Raw genomic sequence first — 19,064 nt, 5'->3', positions numbered from 1 at the left:
AGACAAAAACAATATGATAATCATCAGGCCGATAGATCATTTACAAAAGGCTTTTAATTTATGTGGCTGCCTTATTTGTATAGCGTCCCAGCGTGCTCTTGAACACTCAACTTTACCAGATTCTGACGACACCATCACTCACTCAACCCTTTTTATTTTCGAGAATCTGATAAATGAACATCAACCCAAGAAAGGGTCTTCCCAATAGACATGTTTCAAATATCCTGATTTTAGGAAGCAATTCTTTTGCGGGGGCAGCAACAGTTGAAGCGTGTCTTAATTCGAGAATGAATGTTTGGGGTGTCAGCAGATCACGCGAATTACATGGCGCTTTCCGCGTTTATGATAAACACCAAAACATTGATAAATTCACTTTTGAAAAAGTCGACATAAACAACAATCTTGAAAAACTTGTTAGCTTGATAGAGTTCGTAAAACCAGATGCAATAATAGATTTTGCAGGCCAAGGAATGGTTGCGCAGAGTTGGGAAAATCCCGATCAATGGTATCAGACCAACATTCTGGCGAAATCAAAACTGCATAAAAATCTCATTGGCAACGAACACCTCAAGGCCTACGTTCGAATTTCAACGCCCGAAGTTTATGGAAGTAGCGATAAGCTTCTTAGCGAGAATATGCCCTATAATCCATCTACGCCTTATGCAGTGTCACACGCAGCCACTGACATGAGTTTAAACGCATTCTACAGTCAGTTTGATTTTCCAGTCATGACAACTAGATTTGCGAACTTTTATGGATCAGGCCAAAAGTTATACAGAATTGTTCCGCGCACAATATTAGCTGCGCTGGGGAAGGGAAAATTAACACTTGATGGGGGTGGAACATCTATTCGCTCATTCATACATCGTAGGGACGTCGCGAGTGGCATTCTTGCAACCCTGAGGCATGGTTCCTTGGGAGAGACATATCACTTCTCGAACGATGAATTTGTGTCTATTAAAGAGCTTGTCGTTAAAATCAGCAATCTCATGGATGTTGACATGGAGGATTTTTGTGTCGATGGGCCAGAGCGGATGGGAAAAGATCAGGCTTATTTGATGAATGCCAAAAAAGCGGTTGATGAATTGGGTTGGTCATCAGAAATATCGCTTTCATGCGGTCTTATCGAAACAGTTGATTGGTTGAAGGCTAATATAGATGAACTTGAAAAGCATCCCTTCGAATACGCGCACCAAATTTAATTCAAGGAGCCTACGTTGGAAAATGTAAAGAATTTCTTGCCGCATCAGTACGATCGAACGCGCCCGCTGCAAATTAACCACAACTATCTGGGCGAGCAATTCTACGACTATGAGATAATACTGGAAAAAATTGCGACTATCGTGCGAAATGGCGACTTCACTCTTGGCCGCGCGGTTGACGAGTTCGAAGAACATTTTGCAAGCATGGTAAATAGCAAATACGCAGTCGGTGTGGGCAGTGGAACCGACGCTTTGTTCCTCAGCTTGAAGGCTTTGGGCATTGGCGATAATCCAGGTGATGAGGTCATTACCACGCCATTTACATTCTACGCCACAATCGGTGCCATTGTAACAGCAGGTGCCCGTCCAGTGTTTGTTGACATTATGGACGATTATAATCTTGACCCATCAAAAATAGAAGCGGCCATAACCCCAAACACAAAGGCAATCATGCCTGTTCACTGGTCAGGAAAACCATGTGAAATGAACGCTATAAACGAAATTGCCAATAAATACGGGCTAAAAATTGTCGAGGATGCCTGCCACGCAATCACCGCCACTTATCATGGCCACAATGCCGGCACGATGGGCGACACTGGTTGTTTTTCACTGCACCCTCTCAAAAATTTGAATGTCTGGGGTGATGGTGGCGTCGTTTGCACACAGTCAGAGCAAATAGTTCAAAAACTGCGGTTGATGAGAAATCACGGCTTGTCTGGCCGGGACACTTGTGAGTTGTTTGGGTACAATTCGCGTCTAGACACCATACAAGCCGTAGTTGCAGAGCACCTTCTTGGAAAGCTGTCTAACATCACGCAAAAAAGAATTGATAATTCCCTATACTTCGATACCGCACTATCAAATATCGCACAAATAAAAATTCCGCCGCGAGATGGGGATTACATTAAGCAGGTATTTCATATTTACTCGCTTTGTTTTGAAAATAGGGATGAATTGAAAATCTATCTCGAGGAGCGGGGTGTGGATGCCAAAATCCACTACCCAACACCGATGCATTTGCAGCCTGCCGCAAAATCCTTTGGCTACAAAAAGGGTGATTTTCCGAGAGCCGAATATGTTGCCGCTTCAGTAATGTCGTTACCTGTTCATGAATTCATCTCCAACGAACAGCGAGAAGACGTCATCCAATTAATTCAAGGCTTTTATTCATGACACACCCACAAGTTCCTTTTGTGAATTTGGCCCGTCAATTTGAAAATCAAAAAGCGAGGCTGACTGAAATCTTTCAAACTGTGGGAAAAAGTGGTGCCTATGTCATGGGCGATGGGGTGCAGAAATTCGAAGCGTCGGTTGCCGAATATTGTGAAGTCAAACATGCGCTAGGTGTTGGCAACGGAACTGACTCTCTGTCAATGATTATGCTTGCCCTTGGCTTGGGTATCGGCGATGAAGTCATAACGGCGCCCAACTCATATATTTCCTCGGCGAGTTCCATCTCAAACATTGGTGCAACGCCCGTATTTGCAGATATCCGCAATGATTTAAATCTTGACCCAGATTGTGTAAAAGTTCGTATCACGAGTAAAACCAGAGCCATAATTGCGGTTCACCTGACGGGTAAACCAGCCGAAATGAACGCGTTGAATACAATAGCCCAACAGCACAACCTTTTTGTAATCGAAGATGCAGCCCAAGCTATTGGTGCCAGGTACAAAGGGCGCCGAGTGGGCGGGCTTGGCAATGCCGGAAGTTTCAGTCTCCACCCATTGAAAAATTTGAACGTCATGGGAGATGGAGGGTTTATCACGACAAATGATACGGCCCTTTATGAAAAACTAAAAAAACTCAGAAACCATGGCATGGTTGGCCGTGACTCTGCAGATTTTTGGGGTATGAACTCAAGATTAGATACTTTGCAGGCAGAAATAGGCTTGTTTCGGCTTGAACATTTAGACAGCACTACTGCTCGGTTCAGAGAAATCGCTGATCTTTATAGAAATGGCTTGAGCGATTTGGTTGGAACTCCGTTTGACAAAAAACATGAATATTGCGTGTATCACAATTTTGTTATTCAGGTAGAAGAACGCGAACGGTTGATGGATTATTTGGCCCGTGTTGGCGTTGAGACTAAAATTCATTACCCTATTCAACTTCACCTGCAACCAGCGGCAGTGGCTCTGGGTTACAAAGAAGGCGATTTTCCTGTGGCTGAGAGCATTTCCAAAAAGATGATGAGCTTGCCAATTTATCCTGAACTTCACGATGATGAGATCAGCTATATTGTAAATTGCATCAGAAATTTCTATCGATAAGCTACTTACGAGTTTAGAGACCTAACTCGACAACCCAAAGGTCTATCAATATTCTGAATTTTGGCTCAGCGGAAATTCGATCTTCAAGCTCAAAAACTATAATGGGCCATCCATGAAACCGTTATACGATAAAAAATTACAGGATCTAAAAGCAACCGCAGCTGAATTGCGTTTAAGAATTATTGAATACTCTGCATCATCGCGCACGCCGCATGTTGCGTCATGTCTGTCTTGTGTGGACATCCTTACAGTCTACTATTTCCACCTTTTGAACATTGAACCCAAGCATCCACAAAATGAGATGCGTGATAGATTTGTGTTGAGCAAAGGACACGCCGCACCGGCGTTATTTCAGGTTCTGGCGATGGCTGGCTTTTTCCCAGAAGAAAGATTGGCTACCGCTAAACATGATGGAGCAGACGTCTTTGGCGAACATCCCCCTGCCCCTCAATATTTATCAGGCATTGAAGCTGCTACTGGGTCACTTGGCCATGGGCTGCCAATTGCTTTGGGCTTTGCGATTGCCAGCAAAAAAAATAATTGGTCGAACAGAATTGACGTTCTCATTGGTGACGGAGAGAGTAACGAGGGGACTACATGGGAAGCTGCAATGCTAGCTGGGTCGCAAAAGCTTGAAAATTTAACTGTCGTGACGGACTACAACAAATGGCAAGCAACGGATCGCAGTCAGGCAGTCATGAATATTGACCCATTGGCTGATAAATGGCGGTCTTTCGGTTGGGATGCTGTGGAAGTTGACGGACATGACATAGCGGCACTTTCAGACATCCTCCAGAAATCAACAACTGGTCGCCCCCGTGCTGTGATTGCCCACACTGTTAAAGGCAAAGGCGTGTCATTCATGGAAGATGATAACAATTGGCATTATAAGATCCCTACTGACAAGGAAATCGATGAAGCCAAATTAGAGTTAAGGGTTCTATAATGAGGGATAGTTTTGCAAAGGCGATACACGACAAAGCAAAGCAGGACGATAGAATTGTTTTACTTTCTGGTGATATTGGAAACCGGATGTTTGATGGATTAAAATTGGATACGCGAGGTCAATTTCTAAATTGTGGCATTGCAGAGCAAACAATGATGGGGTTGGCGGCTGGCTTGGCAATGACTGGTCTCAGACCCGTCGTTTATACAATCGCCCCATTCACCACATATCGTTGTTTTGAACAAATCCGCGTTGATGTTTGTTACAACAATGCTCCGGTGATCATTGTTGGGTCGGGTGCAGGACTATCTTATGCTTCTCTTGGCCCAACGCACCATTCCATGGAAGACATCGCCATCTTAAGAACGCTGCCCAACATGACGGTCTTTTGTCCCTCAGGCCCTAAGGAAACCCGTGACGGCCTTATGGCTGCTTTGGATTATGGTGCACCAATTTACATTCGCCTTGGAAAGAAGGGGGAACCTGATCTGTACAAGGGCCCTGAGACCATAGAGTTTGGCAAGGCTGTCACGATGCGCTCGGGCACTGACGCGTGCATAATAGGCTCTGGGCCAGTTCTTAATCAAGCCATGCAAGCAGCGGAAATATTAAAATCAGAAGACATTTCACTGCGCGTTGAAAATTTTCACACTATCAAACCATTAGACGAGGATAGGCTGGTTGAAATTTTTAAATCCTTTGATAAATTGATCGTAATTGAAGAACACGGCCGCATTGGCGGGCTATATGGTGCAATTGCTGAATGGTGCAGCTCACAACAAAACCAACGGCCCCAGCTTTTTAGTATTTCAGGCAATGATGAATTCATCCATAAAATCTGCAACCATAACTTGGCAATGGATCAATTTGATATAAATGCAGCTAAAGTTTGTGAAGTAATCAGAGAAATGAGCCGTACTTGAAATGAATATTGGGCTGGATTTTGACAATACCATAGCCTGCTACGACGTTGTGTTCCACACTGTAGCCGTCGAGAAAAGCCTAATTGATCCGTCGGTGCCCGTTGATAAAATATCCGTTAGGGAACACCTTCGTGAAAACAACATGGAGGAAGAATGGATCAAGTTGCAAGGGTTCGTCTATGGCAATGCGATGAAAAAAGTGAACGCTTATGAGGGGGTCACAGAGTTTTTAGATTGGGCCAAACGTAAAAACCACGTATGCAAAATTATCAGCCATAAAACAAAGCATCCCTTTAGAGGCCCCAAGTATGATTTGCACTCTACCGCAAGGGAATGGATCGAGACATATTTTTCTAATTCCAACAACATTTTGATTGAAAAGAAATTCATCTTTTTTCATCAAACTAAGGCTGAAAAAATAGACCAAATTGGACTACAAAAATGTGATATTTTTGTGGACGATTTGCCTGAGATTTTGAAAGCAGAGAAATTCCCTAAAGGCACCAGAAAAATACTTTTTGACCCGTGTTCACATCACCTAAAAGAGCCAAATATTGAAAGAATCAGCCATTGGGATCAGCTCAAAACATTATTAACTTAGCCGCTATTTTACATACCGATCCAGTGCAGATCGAAAAATTGATGGCTTTCTGCAAAGCAGAAATTGATGATTTAGAGGTTATTGAAACCTATGCCGGGGGCAACAATACTGTTCTTAAAGTCTCAATCTCAGGGCGTGCTTATGCCTTGAAAAAATACAATACTTCAAAAGTGGATAATCGAAATAGGTTGAAAACCGAGTGGGATTTTCTCTCTCTGGTCAAGGATGTTGATGGCAACTCACCTATCCCAACGCCCCATGCACTCAATGAGGACGCTAATATGGCGATTTATGAATTTATTGAAGGCAGCAGAATAAGTTCAGATGCAATTACAGCCTCAAATATTTCCTCAGCCATACAATTCATCAAAACACTCAACACACCATTGATGCAAGACTCTGCCGCTCATTTACCCATTGCGTCAGATGCAAAGTTCTCTGTCAATGACCACATTGATTTCGTGCGGGATAAGATCACTGAGCTCCAACTAATCAAGGATAAAGACACTGCATCGACAGACCTGTTAACCGATATGGCGACCTCGTTAATGCAGATTGAGACCAGAATAATTCCAATGGTTACGGATAAAGGTTTCGAAATAGATGAAGCACTACCGCAGAAAGAGCGATGCCTATCACCATCTGATTTCGGATTTCATAACACCATAAAAACCAAATCTGGGTCCCTTATTTTTATTGATTTTGAATATGCCGGATGGGATGATCCGGCCAAGCTATCGGCAGACTTTTTTTTTCAGCCACAAATACCAGTGCCGCAAGAGTATTATGACAAATTCTTGGCATCTTGCCTTTCCTACCTGAACAAAGATAGGTTGCAACTCCATATAACCAGAGCAAAGTTTCTCAGGCCGTTATTTGGCCTAAGATGGTGCTCTATTCTACTTAATCCACTCAGGCTAGACTGGGCCAATGCGCGGGGCTTGGACCAAGATACACAGAAATACAAAGCCACTTGCCGCGACCGAATTGAAACGGCTAGGGTAATCCTAACACGCTGCAATGAAGAATTTTATTAAGGCCTTTATAACAATCATCCGAATTGCCAAAGGTTTCCCCACATGAGCTATATAGATTTTTTGTCATCTGTTCACAAAAGCACCAAACGTGACTACCTCGCGCGGGTAAATGACCCAGAATATCCAAAGGCCTATGCTGCGACTCTCGCCAAAAAGTGGGATTTTGACTATTGGGATGGTAGCCGCAAGGTGAATTATGGCGGCTATAGCTATGATGGCCGGTGGGCCAAAGTGGCAAAAGCCATGGTTGAACATTATGGCATAAAAGCTGGGGATAAAATTCTAGACATTGGATGTGGCAAAGGATTTTTACTCTATGATTTCATGCAGGTTTGTCCAGGCGTTGAGGTGACAGGCATTGATATATCCAGTTATGCAATCGAAAATTCACTTCCGGAAATCAGAGACCGTGTATCCATTGGCAATGCCAAGAATTTACCTTTTGAAGCCAATGAATTTGATCTCGTACTATCCCTTACGACGCTCCACAATTTGTATGCACAAGAACTGTTTCCGGCGCTGCAAGAAATGGAACGAGTTGGCAAGGACAAAAAATACTTGTGTGTTGAGTCTTACAGAAACGAGCAAGAAAAAGCGAACTTACTTTATTGGCAAGTCACCTGTGAAGCCTTTAACACCCCTGAAGAGTGGAATTGGTGGTTTAGGTTAACAGGATATTCTGGCGATCATTCATTTATTTTTTTTGAGTAGGGAATCAAATGAAAATAGCTCAAAGAAAATTCAAAGCAGCAATCTTGGTAGAGTTGAAAAAGCCCTTGATCATTGATGAAATCTGCTTGCCCGAAAACTTAGAGCCAGGCCAAGTGCTTGTTAAAATACACTTCAGCGGCATCTGTGGATCTCAATTAGGTGAAATAGATGGCGTGAAAGGCTTTGATAATTATTTGCCACACCTACTGGGACACGAAGGATCTGGCAATGTAATAGAGGTTGGCCCAGGTGTGCGGCATGTAAAGCCAAACGACCATGTCGTGATGCACTGGAGAAAAGGGCAAGGTATTGAGGCAATGCCACCAACTTATACGTGGGGCGACAAAAACGTTAATGCGGGATGCATCACCACATTTAGCGAATATTCGATAGTTTCGGAAAACAGACTGACCGTCATTCCCAAGAATTATGACAAAGAATTGGCAGCCCTATTTGGATGTGCTGTAACTACTGGATTTGGTGTGATTATCAATAATGCAAAATTGAAAATAGGCGAGAGCATCATTATTTATGGAGCCGGCGGGGTCGGGTTGAATATTATTCAAGCCGCAGCAATGACATCTGCACATCCAATAATAGCGGTTGACCTGCATCCTGGACGCCTAGAGATTGCCCAAAAAGCAGGGGCAACGCATGTCATTAATGCAAGCACTCGTGACCCAAAGTCAGAAATTGAACAAATCTTGAAGAACGCACCAGTAGATGTATTCATCGACAATACCGGAGTTCCAGAAATTATCGAGCTTGGCTATTACCTTACAAGTGCAGAAGGACGCGTTATCCTTGTTGGGGTGCCGCCTGATGGCTGTAATACCAGCATCTATACATTGCCCCTTCATTTTGGTAAAAGCATATCTGGCTCACATGGTGGTGAAACAATTCCGCATGTGGATATTCCAAGGTATCTATCACTCCATAAATCAGGCAAGCTGAGACTTGACCATTTAATAACGCATCGCATCTCACTAGATAGGATAAATGCTGGCATTAACGGGATGAGAAACGGAAGCATTCATGGCCGAATCGTCATAGGCATGGATGCAAAATAAAAAATGTCAGCTTAATAAAGACAAAGCCATGGACGTTAAGTATGTCTGCCTTCCGTAACAACACCGATAACGTCAAAGAAATTCCATCAAGTGTAGCAAAGGAAGCAAAAATCGTATTTGCATCAATCTCATTTAATGTTGTCCTAGCCCACTAAAACCTTGCCATTACTTCATGGCCATAGGGTGTTTTAAGGATGGCAAGGAAACGGTAGTTGGACAAAGGTGCGCTGAAGGCTTTATTAGAGAGCGACGTATATTTACATGATGGGCTAAATGCATTGGGTTCTTGCCGCAAGGCTGGGATTTCGGGAAAGAACCATTACTATTGGCACAAGAAGTTTGGCGGTATTGGGAGCTCGCAGCTTTCCAAGATTTGCGCTCTGATCTCCACCTGTCAAAAGCTCAACACATCATGACGCCGTACATGTTTGGCTTTTGGGAAAGATAACTGTCATGAACACCCAGCTTGGTGCGCTTCCAAAACAATCCTTCGACAAAGAAAAACAGGCAAACAACTAGCCCCAGCCTTTCCCGGTATGTTATTTTATGGTTTTAAGGGTAGGTTTCCAGTCACCAGGTTTTTTTTGTCTGTGGAGTTGGAGTGAACCATACCAATAGCTATCAGAGCGCTCTAACCCCCACTGCCAGCTTCGATTAAAGGGCAATAGAACTCTGGTGTTAGCACCAAGAGCACCAGCAAGATGCACTGTTGCGTTATCAATAGATACGATCTGATCGCACGCCATAATAAGCGCAGCCAGGCCATCAATGTCGTTGCGGTTATCAATCTCTGACACCTCGGCAACCTCAATGCCGTGATCTTCCCTCAACTTGGCAATTTCATCAGAGACATCACCATATTGTAAATTGACCAGCTTTACGTTGGGCCCGTCTAGATGCTGTGCCATATCACTTAAAGTAATATTTCTATGATGTGCGCCTGCAATTGGTGAAGATGAGTTCCAGCTGATACCAATAAGGGTCTTGGCCTCACCTTTTAAAAGAGTTTTTCTCAACTCTTGTGAACGTTCACTCTCACAACGCAGATATGCTTTCGACGCTTTAGAAAAGCTATCTAATGATGGTCTAAATATATTGGGCAAAGATCCCATTGGGATATGACAGTCATAACTATCTTCCAGCGCTGGGCTTTTCCTGCACCGATATTCGATGCCATCTACAAATGATCTTTTAAAGAGAGGGATAAGCCTCTCATCACATTGTACGATCAGCTTAGATGAAGTGGCGGCAAGCTCAGGAATGAGCGAGGCATACATGATCTCATCACCAATACCTTGTTCAGCCCATAAAAAGACCCTTTTATTAGCTTCACCTGACCATCGCGGCTTTGACGTGGTGAGCTCTGTTCCGATCTGTTGTTTGGTTTTCCAGCGCCACTCACAAAGTGGCCAGCCTTCCTCAAACTCACCAAATAGAAGCAGTTGAAGGGCTTTGTTCCAATGTGCCTCAGGATAATCTGGATACAACGCAATGGCCTTATTCAAATCAGCCATCGCCTCGCCAAAACGACCCAACTCCTTTAATACCAATGCTCGGTTGTTGAAGGCCTCTGCATAATCAGGCTGTAGGGATATGGCTTTGTCGTGATCAGCCATCGCCTCATCAAATCGACCAAGCTCATTTAAAATAACACCCCTGTTGTTGAGGGTTTTAGTAGCAATGGGATCTAGAATTATAGCTTTATCAAGATCAGCTAAAGTCTCGTCAAGACGATTAGTTTCTTTGAAAATAAGTGCTCGGTTATTCAACGCATCTAAATAGTCAGGGTCTAAGGCAATAGCCTTATTCAAATCAGCTATCGCCTCATCTAAACGGCCGAGTTCTCTTAATATATTTGCACGATTATTAAAATTTTCGGCAATATTTGCCTCAAGTGTTATCGCTTTGTTAAAATCACCTAATGCCTCATCAAGCATACCCAGTTCTTGAAAAGCAATGCCTCGGTTATTTAATGCTGCGGCAAAATCTGGTTGCAATTCTAGAGCTCTATTGTAATCAACCAGGGCTTTGTTAAACAATTTTTGACCTTGTAAAATAACCCCACGATTATTAAGGGCTTCAGCATCATTGGGCTTTAATTCCACGGCTTTACTAAGGTCAGCTAATGCCTCATCGAGCCGGTCTAAATCTTTAAAAATATTACCACGGTTATTTAGAGCTTCAACATAATTGGGCCTAATTGATATGGCCTTACTGTAACTAACAATAGCTTCATCCAAACGATTCAGCTGTTGCAAAGCGATACCACAGTTATATAAAGCATCAACGTAATTAGGCTTCAATGATACGGCTTTACTATAATTAGCTAATGCATCATCAAATTGCCCCATATTTTTAAAGGTAATGCCACGATTATTATAAGCTTCAGCATAGTCTGGCTTTAAGTATATGGCTCTAGAAAACAACGATAGAGAAGCCTCATACTGCTGAACCTGACAAGCCAAAACTCCTGAAAGTTGGAGTGCAACAACATTGTCAGGATCGATTTTTCTTATCTTTTCATAAATCATGTTAGCAGCAGCTAAATTGCCATTTTGATGCCGTTCAACTGCGGCTTCTAAAAGCAATTGTATTTTTTGCTTTTGTTCACTTAGCTGTATATTTTGGTTTTTAAATGCTAATGACATGCTAATCACAACGCCTTTTAGTTCTCAAAATTGTAAATTTAAGTATTTTAGAAATTGGCACTTCCCAGCTAGCCCCAGCTTTTCCCGGTATGTTATTTTATGGTTTTAAGGGCCTGTTTCCAGTCACCAGGTTTTTTTTGTCTGTGGAGTTGGAGTGAACCATACCAATAGCTATCAGAGCGCTCTAACCCCCACTGCCAGCTTCGATTAAAGGGCAATAGAACTCTGGTGTTAGCACCAAGAGCGCCAGCAAGATGCACTGTTGCGTTATCAATAGATACGATCTGATCGCACGCCATAATAAGCGCAGCCAGGCCATCAATGTCGTTGCGGTTATCAATCTCTGACGCCTCGGCAACCTCAATGCCGTGATCTTCCCTCAACTTGGCAATTTCATCAGAGACATCACCATATTGTAAATTGACCAGCTTTACGTTGGGCCCGTCTAGATGCTGTGCCATATCACTTAAAGTAATATTTCTATGATGTGCGCCTGCAATTGGTGAAGATGAGTTCCAGCTGATACCAATAAGGGTCTTGGCCTCACCTTTTAAAAGAGTTTTTCTCAACTCTTGTGAACGTTCACTCTCACAACGCAGATATGCTTTCGACGCTTTAGAAAAGCTATCTAATGATGGTCTAAATATATTGGGCAAAGATCCCATTGGGATATGACAGTCATAACTATCTTCCAGCGCTGGGCTTTTCCTGCACCGATATTCGATGCCATCTACAAATGATCTTTTAAAGAGAGGGATAAGCCTCTCATCACATTGTACGATCAGCTTAGATGAAGTGGCGGCAAGCTCAGGAATGAGCGAGGCATACATGATCTCATCACCAATACCTTGTTCAGCCCATAAAAAGACCCTTTTATTAGCTTCACCTGACCATCGTGGCTTTGACGTGGTGAGCTCTGTTCCAATATGTTGCTTGGTTTTCCAGCGCCACTCAAAAAGTGGCCAGCCTTCTGCAAACTCACCAAATAGAAGAAGTTGAAGGGCTTTGTTCCAATGTGCCTCAGGATAATCTGGATCCAACGCAATGGCCTTATTCAAATCAGCCATCGCCTCGCCAAAACGACCCAACTCCTTTAGAGCGAGAGAGCGATTATTAAAAGCTTCTGCACTTTCAGGATTTAGAGATATAGCTTGTTCATAACTTATCATCGCCTCGTCAAAACGCATCAAATCTTGGAGAATATTTCCCCTATTACTCAAGCCCTTTGAGTAGTTTGGTTCTAGTGACAGCGCCTTATCAAGAGTTTTTAACGCATCATCGAAACGACAAAGCTCCCTGAGTACCAGTCCTAAGTTATTGTACGCCTCGTGGTCATCAGGGTTTATATTTAAACTCTGGTTCAAGTCATCCAACGCCTCGTCAAACCGAAGAAGTTCTTTCAGTATCAAACCACGGTTGTTCAGCGCCGCTGAATAATTTGGTTTGAAAGCAATAGCTTTGTCATAATCGACCAACGCATTTTCTAGTTGACCTGTGTCTTGAAATGCTTTTGCCCGGTTATAAAAAGCTTCCGAATAATGAGGTTCCAGCGCCAGGGCTCTACTATAGTCCATGATGGCTCTATCAACATGACCAAGCCTTTTGAATACAATTCCGCGATTATTGTATGCACAAGCGTAATTTGAGTTGACTACAAGTGCCAAATCAAGATCCCTTAAAGCCTCATCAAGACGACCCAAGTCTCTCAGTATATTACCACGATTGTTTAGGGCATAGAAATTTTCTTGGTTGATATTAAGGACTGAACTGTAATCATCAAAGCTTTGCTCCAAATAACCTAGTTCCTGATAAGAAATCGCTCTGTGGTAATAGGAATCCTCGTGGGCGGGCTCCAGAGCAATCGCACGCGAAAGAAGCTCAATTGATTTTTCATAATCTTTCATTTGGCAGTACAATAAACCAGACAGCTGCAAAGAGAGCACATTGCCATGATCAGATTTTTGTACTTCTTCATAAAGCAATCTTGCAGCTTCAAATTCTAAGTTTTTGTGTCTAATTATTGCCGCTTTTAACAATAGTTGAGTCTTTTTGTTTTGAGGACTTTTCAATCCAGTTCGGTTATCGGTCGCTAAAGCCATCTCACCCAAAAAACCTCGTTACTTTACTTTAAAGATGAATAATTTTCCTCTTATCTGCAATTAGCGTGCCTAAAGATTGGATCAAGCTGAATTATGGATTCAAACTAGGCCAATAGCTTTGAAGTCTGCAATATCAAGATTTTTATCAGCTTGGAAAACTTCTAAACCAGCATGACTCAAGACATCTGTTTAGACACCAGCACCACTACCGATATCAATACAAGTTTTAAATTTACTTAAGAATTTAAAGAAACTTGAGAGCAAAAATTCAATTAGCTAAAAGCTTCCTCAATGGAGATCATGAACTATTTCTTCTGCAAACAACCCTGAATGCTTATGAGCTCTGGACATACAATTTTCGATCTAAATCACTGACAAAATAATTTATCCTTAATTTCGGCACAGTCATTGCTTATTTGATTTGAATTAAATCCAAAAAAAATGGTCAATTTGATTATGGCACTTCTCAAAAATAATTTTTCAGATAAAAATAATATTTTATCAAATAAATTCAATAATTTGATAGAAATTGCAATGTTAGAACACCAAAACGGTCAATTATACTCTGCGGAGATCAAATACCTAAGCGCTCTGGAGATTGAGCCAGACCATTTGACTGCTTTGCAACTTTCAAGCTTGGTGGCTCTTCAATTACAAAATTATAAATGCTCAATAGAGCGTTTTTCTAAAGTGATTTTATTAAAGCCTAATTGTTTTGAAGCATACAACAACCGAGGTATTGCATATTTTGAACAAAAAGATTTCAAAGCCGCTATCGATGACTACAGCACGGCCATAACAATCAACCCAAAATACGCAGAGGCGTTTTATAATCGTGGTCTTGCACGTCACAAACTCCAAGAAATCGATGCTGCCATAGCTGATTACACCAGTGCGTTATCAATGAAACCGACTTCATCAAAAATATTCAATAATCGCGGTATTGCTTTTCAAGAAATCAAACAGTTTAACAATGCCAAATCTGACTATGAGCATGCACTTTCAATAGACCCTGATTACGCAGAAGCGCACAACAACCTTGGCACACTTTGCAAGGAAATGAACTTACTTGAAAACGCGTTAAATCATTATAACGATGCTATCTTTTTTGATTCAACGTTTGGAGACGCATTCTTCAATAGAGGTATCGTTTTTCAAAAGTTAAACCTCACCAATGAATCGTTGAACGATTTTGCACAAGCTTTAGTTTTTAACTCTCAAAATGTAGAAGCATTAAACAACCGCGGACTGACTCTAAAAAAACTCAACCGCTATGACGAAGCGCTATCTGACCTTAACAAGGCTCTAACTATCAAAGATGACTTTATAGAAGCCTACAATAATCGTGGAAATGTCTATTTTGCGCTCAGCTACCTTGAAGACGCATTAGATGATTTTAATAAAGTGATATCGCTCAAGCCAGACGAACGAGAGGCTTATAGTAATCGAGCATTGGTATTAAAGGAGTTGGGTCGTTTTGACGAAGCAATGGCTGATTTGAATAAGGCCATTGCGTTGGATCCAGATTATCCTGAGGCACATTGGAACAAAGCCCTTCAACTGCTTCTATTTGGTGAGTTTGAGGAAGGCTGGTCACTTTGTGAGTGGCGCTGGAAAACCAAGCAACATATTGGAACAGAGCTCACCACGTCAAAGCCACGATGGTCAGGTGAAGCTAATAAAAGGGTCTTTTTATGGGCTGAACAAGGTATTGGTGATGAGATCATGTATGCCTCGCTCATTCCTGAGCTTGCCGCCACTTCATCTAAGCTGATCGTACAATGTGATGAGAGGCTTATCCCTCTCTTTAAAAGATCATTTGTAGATGGCATCGAATATCGGTGCAGGAAAAGCCCAGCGCTGGAAGATAGTTATGACTGTCATATCCCAATGGGATCTTTGCCCAATATATTTAGACCATCATTAGATAGCTTTTCTAAAGCGTCGAAAGCATATCTGCGTTGTGAGAGTGAACGTTCACAAGAGTTGAGAAAAACTCTTTTAAAAGGTGAGGCCAAGACCCTTATTGGTATCAGCTGGAACTCATCTTCACCAATTGCAGGCGCACATCATAGAAATATTACTTTAAGTGATATGGCACAGCATCTAGACGGGCCCAACGTAAAGCTGGTCAATTTACAATATGGTGATGTCTCTGATGAAATTGCCAAGTTGAGGGAAGATCACGGCATTGAGGTTGCCGAGGCGTCAGAGATTGATAACCGCAACGACATTGATGGCCTGGCTGCGCTTATTATGGCGTGCGATCAGATCGTATCTATTGATAACGCAACAGTGCATCTTGCTGGCGCTCTTGGTGCTAACACCAGAGTTCTATTGCCCTTTAATCGAAGCTGGCAGTGGGGGTTAGAGCGCTCTGATAGCTATTGGTATGGTTCACTCCAACTCCACAGACAAAAAAAACCTGGTGACTGGAAACAGGCCCTTAAAACCATAAAATAACATACCGGGAAAAGCTGGGGCTAGCTGGGAAGTGCCAATTTCTAAAATACTTAAATTTACAATTTTGAGAACTAAAAGGCGTTGTGATTAGCATGTCATTAGCATTTAAAAACCAAAATATACAGCTAAGTGAACAAAAGCAAAAAATACAATTGCTTTTAGAAGCCGCAGTTGAACGGCATCAAAATGGCAATTTAGCTGCTGCTAACATGATTTATGAAAAGATAAGAAAAATCGATCCTGACAATGTTGTTGCACTCCAACTTTCAGGAGTTTTGGCTTGTCAGGTTCAGCAGTATGAGGCTTCTCTATCGTTGTTTTCTAGAGCCATATACTTAAAGCCAGACTATGCTGAAGCTTATAATAATCGTGGCATTACCTTTAAAAATATGGGGCAATTTGATGATGCATTAGCTAATTATAGTAAAGCCGTATCATTGAAGCCTGATTATGCAGAGCCCTTCAACAACCGAGCATTAGTGTTAGTGGAGCTAGATCGATTTAATGAGGCGATGATAAATTATGAACAAGCTATATCTCTAAATCCTGAAAGTGCCGAAATTTATAGTAATCGAGCATTGTTATTAAAGGAGTTGGGTCGTTTTGACGAAGCGATGGCTGATTTGAATAAGGCCATTGCTTTGGATCCTACTTATCCGGAGGCGCATTGGAACAAAGCCCTTCAACTTCTTCTATTTGGTGAGTTTGAGGAAGGCTGGCCACTTTGTGAGTGGCGCTGGAAAACCGAACAAAAACATATTGGAACAGAACTCACCACGTCAAAGCCACGATGGTCAGGTGAAGCTAATAAAAGGGTCTTTTTATGGGCTGAACAAGGTATTGGTGATGAGATCATGTATGCCTCGCTCATTCCTGAGCTTGCCGCCACTTCATCTAAGCTGATCGTACAATGTGATGAGAGGCTTATCCCTCTCTTTAAAAGATCATTTGTAGATGGCATCGAATATCGGTGCAGGAAAAGCCCAGCGCTGGAAGATAGTTATGACTGTCATATCCCAATGGGATCTTTGCCCAATATATTTAGACCATCATTAGATAGCTTTTCTAAAGCGTCGAAAGCATATCTGCGTTGTGAGAGTGAACGTTCACAAGAGTTGAGAAAAACTCTTTTAAAAGGTGAGGCCAAGACCCTTATTGGTATCAGCTGGAACTCATCTTCACCAATTGCAGGCGCACATCATAGAAATATTACTTTAAGTGATATGGCACAGCATCTAGACGGGCCCAACGTAAAGCTGGTCAATTTACAATATGGTGATGTCTCTGATGAAATTGCCAAGTTGAGGGAAGATCACGGCATTGAGGTTGCCGAGGTGTCAGAGATTGATAACCGCAACGACATTGATGGCCTGGCTGCGCTTATTATGGCGTGCGATCAGATCGTATCTATTGATAACGCAACAGTGCATCTTGCTGGTGCTCTTGGTGCTAACACCAGAGTTCTATTGCCCTTTAATCGAAGCTGGCAGTGGGGGTTAGAGCGCTCTGATAGCTATTGGTATGGTTCACTCCAACTCCACAGACAAAAAAAACCTGGTGACTGGAAACCTACTCTTAAAACCATAAAATAACATACCGGGAAAAGCCAAGTTTTAGGCACTCCTAGTAAGAAGAGTTCAAAGATGGGGCCCAAGAGAGGTATATTTTTTTGTTTCTTAATCAATAATTTAGTTATTAATTAAAAATGTTTTTTTGATTAATAACTAAATTATTTAACTCATGGTCGTTCCAGTGGGTAGGAAGGTTAGAAAGCTTTTCTACATCAAACTAGATGAGGATCTGACGATGACTGTTATAAACACCAATGTTGGTGCGTTGATGGCGCGCACCTATTCCACCAAAGCCAACGACAAAATGCAAACATCCATGGAGCGGCTATCTTCTGGCTTGCGCATTAACAGCTCTGCTGATGATGCTGCTGGTATGGCTGTTGCAAACAAAATGAAAAGCCAGTTAAACGGTATCAAGATGGCTATCCGGAACTCACAGGACGGGATCTCTCTTGTTCAGACGGCTGAGAGCGGCATGAGTGAGATCTCTAACATGATCTTGCGTATGCGTGAACTTGCCGTGCAGATGGAGAACGGTATCTATACTTCAAAGGACCGTGATAATGCCCAACTGGAAGTAAACGCGCTTCTAGCCGAAATTGATAAGATCGCGACCAATACCCGATTTAACGGCGTCAAAGTTTTGGATGGCTCTTACGACCAGAGCATCCGCGCTGGCAACACAAATGCTGAAACCATACGGGTTAGTGTTGATGGACTTAAAACAGTTGATACTGCCAAGCTGACATCATATGCAGTTGAAAAAGCTACGTTTGTAGCTACCAAATCTGCTGTTGCAACCACGAATGCAACTGCTATGTCATTGACTGTTAATGCAACTACGTCTGCTCAAATTAATACCCTGTCCTTAGCTGACTCAGCTTTCAAAGAGGTATTTAAAGGTGACTCTCTTGGAGAGTTTGCACTGACTGGAGCTGGCTCAACAAACGATCTTTTTACCATTGACGCAAAGACTGGTGAATTGACATCAAAGGCAGCCATTGCCAATACCACTACTCACGAAGGCACAATTACATTTACTTACACGCCACGTACAATTAATGGCGTCGCTGGCCAAGCACATAGCTTTACCATAAGTTTAAGTGTTGCCAATGGCCAAACCTCATCGCTTTCTGGCATCAAGGTTGAAAACACTGTTAATGCTGGCCATGCGATTGAGAGTTTGGATAAGGCACTAGAAGAAGTTTCTTCCGCACAGGCGAAGCTTGGTGCGATCCAGAACAGGCTTTCGCACAACATTGATAACTTATCAAAGAGCTCAATGCTGACTGAGCAGTCAGTGGGACGTGTTATTGATGCTGACTTTGCAACAGAAACAAGCAACCTCTCCAAGCAACAGATTCTCGCTCAAGCAGCGACGGCGATGTTGGCCCAAGCTAACCAGTCTAAGCAGTCCGTCCTCAGCTTGTTGCAATAAGCAACATTCACGACTGTTTGATGAAGGGGGCGAGAAATCGCCCCCTTTTGTCATGAAGAAGTTTCTACTTCAGAGTAAATTG

General features: G+C 42.4%; 14 protein-coding genes. 12 read left to right on the top strand and 2 right to left on the bottom strand.

Annotated elements, in window-relative coordinates; translation table 11 throughout:
* Window positions 1-173: 173 nt before the first annotated feature.
* The 9 genes from AB8881_10740 (at window position 174) to AB8881_10700 (ending at window position 8,763) form a co-directional block, all read left to right on the top strand.
* Window positions 174-1,202 carry an NAD-dependent epimerase/dehydratase family protein gene (locus AB8881_10740; GenBank protein ID XDZ63012.1) on the top strand — a complete coding sequence of 343 codons (1,029 nt, stop codon included), beginning with the start codon at window positions 174-176 and terminating at the stop codon, window positions 1,200-1,202.
* A 15-nt stretch (window positions 1,203-1,217) separates the two neighbouring features.
* Window positions 1,218-2,375, top strand: a complete 1,158-nt coding sequence (locus AB8881_10735) for a DegT/DnrJ/EryC1/StrS family aminotransferase (GenBank protein XDZ63011.1) — start codon at window positions 1,218-1,220, stop codon at window positions 2,373-2,375.
* The gene (locus tag AB8881_10730; protein XDZ63010.1) at window positions 2,372-3,475 is read left to right on the top strand and encodes a DegT/DnrJ/EryC1/StrS family aminotransferase; all 1,104 of its coding nucleotides are present in this window, start codon (window positions 2,372-2,374) and stop codon (window positions 3,473-3,475) included. The genes AB8881_10735 and AB8881_10730 overlap by 4 nt, the downstream gene beginning before the upstream one ends.
* Before the next feature lie 112 nt (window positions 3,476-3,587).
* Window positions 3,588-4,421 (top strand): transketolase, encoded by an 834-nt coding sequence (locus tag AB8881_10725; protein ID XDZ63009.1) that lies wholly within the window; start codon window positions 3,588-3,590, stop codon window positions 4,419-4,421.
* Window positions 4,421-5,344, top strand: a complete 924-nt coding sequence (locus tag AB8881_10720) for a transketolase family protein (protein ID XDZ63008.1) — start codon at window positions 4,421-4,423, stop codon at window positions 5,342-5,344. The genes AB8881_10725 and AB8881_10720 overlap by 1 nt, the downstream gene beginning before the upstream one ends.
* A 1-nt stretch (window position 5,345) precedes the next feature.
* Complete coding sequence (locus tag AB8881_10715; GenBank protein ID XDZ63007.1) at window positions 5,346-5,945, top strand: haloacid dehalogenase-like hydrolase; 600 nt, start codon at window positions 5,346-5,348, stop codon at window positions 5,943-5,945.
* On the top strand, window positions 5,915-6,982 hold the full coding sequence (locus AB8881_10710; protein ID XDZ63006.1) for a phosphotransferase family protein: 1,068 nt from the start codon (window positions 5,915-5,917) through the stop codon (window positions 6,980-6,982). The genes AB8881_10715 and AB8881_10710 overlap by 31 nt, the downstream gene beginning before the upstream one ends.
* A 42-nt stretch (window positions 6,983-7,024) precedes the next feature.
* Window positions 7,025-7,693: a class I SAM-dependent methyltransferase gene (locus AB8881_10705; GenBank protein XDZ63005.1), complete on the top strand. Its 669-nt coding sequence runs from the start codon at window positions 7,025-7,027 to the stop codon at window positions 7,691-7,693.
* Between the two features lie 8 nt (window positions 7,694-7,701).
* Window positions 7,702-8,763: a zinc-binding dehydrogenase gene (locus AB8881_10700; protein ID XDZ63004.1), complete on the top strand. Its 1,062-nt coding sequence runs from the start codon at window positions 7,702-7,704 to the stop codon at window positions 8,761-8,763.
* A gap of 539 nt (window positions 8,764-9,302) precedes the next feature.
* Here the strand turns inward: AB8881_10700 and AB8881_10695 are convergent.
* Entirely contained in the window at window positions 9,303-11,411 is a 2,109-nt protein-coding gene (locus AB8881_10695) for a tetratricopeptide repeat protein (protein XDZ63003.1), read from the bottom strand.
* A gap of 92 nt (window positions 11,412-11,503) precedes the next feature.
* Window positions 11,504-13,510: a tetratricopeptide repeat protein gene (locus AB8881_10690; protein XDZ63002.1), complete on the bottom strand. Its 2,007-nt coding sequence runs from the start codon at window positions 13,508-13,510 to the stop codon at window positions 11,504-11,506.
* A 456-nt stretch (window positions 13,511-13,966) separates the two neighbouring features.
* On the opposite strand from AB8881_10690, the gene AB8881_10685 reads away from it, so the two are divergent.
* From AB8881_10685 to AB8881_10675, 3 genes are all read left to right on the top strand, one after another.
* Window positions 13,967-15,973, top strand: coding sequence for a tetratricopeptide repeat protein (locus AB8881_10685; protein ID XDZ63001.1), 2,007 nt, complete (start codon window positions 13,967-13,969; stop codon window positions 15,971-15,973).
* A gap of 92 nt (window positions 15,974-16,065) precedes the next feature.
* Window positions 16,066-17,565 carry a tetratricopeptide repeat protein gene (locus AB8881_10680; GenBank protein ID XDZ63000.1) on the top strand — a complete coding sequence of 500 codons (1,500 nt, stop codon included), beginning with the start codon at window positions 16,066-16,068 and terminating at the stop codon, window positions 17,563-17,565.
* Between the two features lie 214 nt (window positions 17,566-17,779).
* Entirely contained in the window at window positions 17,780-18,982 is a 1,203-nt protein-coding gene (locus tag AB8881_10675) for a flagellin (GenBank protein ID XDZ62999.1), read from the top strand.
* Window positions 18,983-19,064 lie beyond the last annotated feature (82 nt).

The organism is Alphaproteobacteria bacterium LSUCC0396 (assembly GCA_041228345.1).
Lineage (GTDB): Bacteria > Pseudomonadota > Alphaproteobacteria > Puniceispirillales > Puniceispirillaceae > UBA3439.
This window is presented reverse-complemented; position numbering and strand designations above follow the sequence as displayed.

Excerpts from the sequence above, each read along its gene's own strand:
- AB8881_10740 (XDZ63012.1), top strand. The coding sequence starts at position 174 with ATGAACATCAACCCAAGAAAGGGTCTTCCCAATAGACATGTTTCAAAT.
- AB8881_10730 (XDZ63010.1), top strand. The coding sequence starts at position 2,372 with ATGACACACCCACAAGTTCCTTTTGTGAATTTGGCCCGTCAATTTGAA.
- AB8881_10725 (XDZ63009.1), top strand. The coding sequence starts at position 3,588 with ATGAAACCGTTATACGATAAAAAATTACAGGATCTAAAAGCAACCGCA.
- AB8881_10720 (XDZ63008.1), top strand. The coding sequence starts at position 4,421 with ATGAGGGATAGTTTTGCAAAGGCGATACACGACAAAGCAAAGCAGGAC.
- AB8881_10715 (XDZ63007.1), top strand. The coding sequence starts at position 5,346 with ATGAATATTGGGCTGGATTTTGACAATACCATAGCCTGCTACGACGTT.
- AB8881_10705 (XDZ63005.1), top strand. The coding sequence starts at position 7,025 with ATGAGCTATATAGATTTTTTGTCATCTGTTCACAAAAGCACCAAACGT.
- AB8881_10700 (XDZ63004.1), top strand. The coding sequence starts at position 7,702 with ATGAAAATAGCTCAAAGAAAATTCAAAGCAGCAATCTTGGTAGAGTTG.
- AB8881_10695 (XDZ63003.1), bottom strand. The coding sequence starts at position 11,411 with ATGTCATTAGCATTTAAAAACCAAAATATACAGCTAAGTGAACAAAAG.
- AB8881_10690 (XDZ63002.1), bottom strand. The coding sequence starts at position 13,510 with ATGGCTTTAGCGACCGATAACCGAACTGGATTGAAAAGTCCTCAAAAC.
- AB8881_10685 (XDZ63001.1), top strand. The coding sequence starts at position 13,967 with ATGGCACTTCTCAAAAATAATTTTTCAGATAAAAATAATATTTTATCA.
- AB8881_10680 (XDZ63000.1), top strand. The coding sequence starts at position 16,066 with ATGTCATTAGCATTTAAAAACCAAAATATACAGCTAAGTGAACAAAAG.
- AB8881_10675 (XDZ62999.1), top strand. The coding sequence starts at position 17,780 with ATGACTGTTATAAACACCAATGTTGGTGCGTTGATGGCGCGCACCTAT.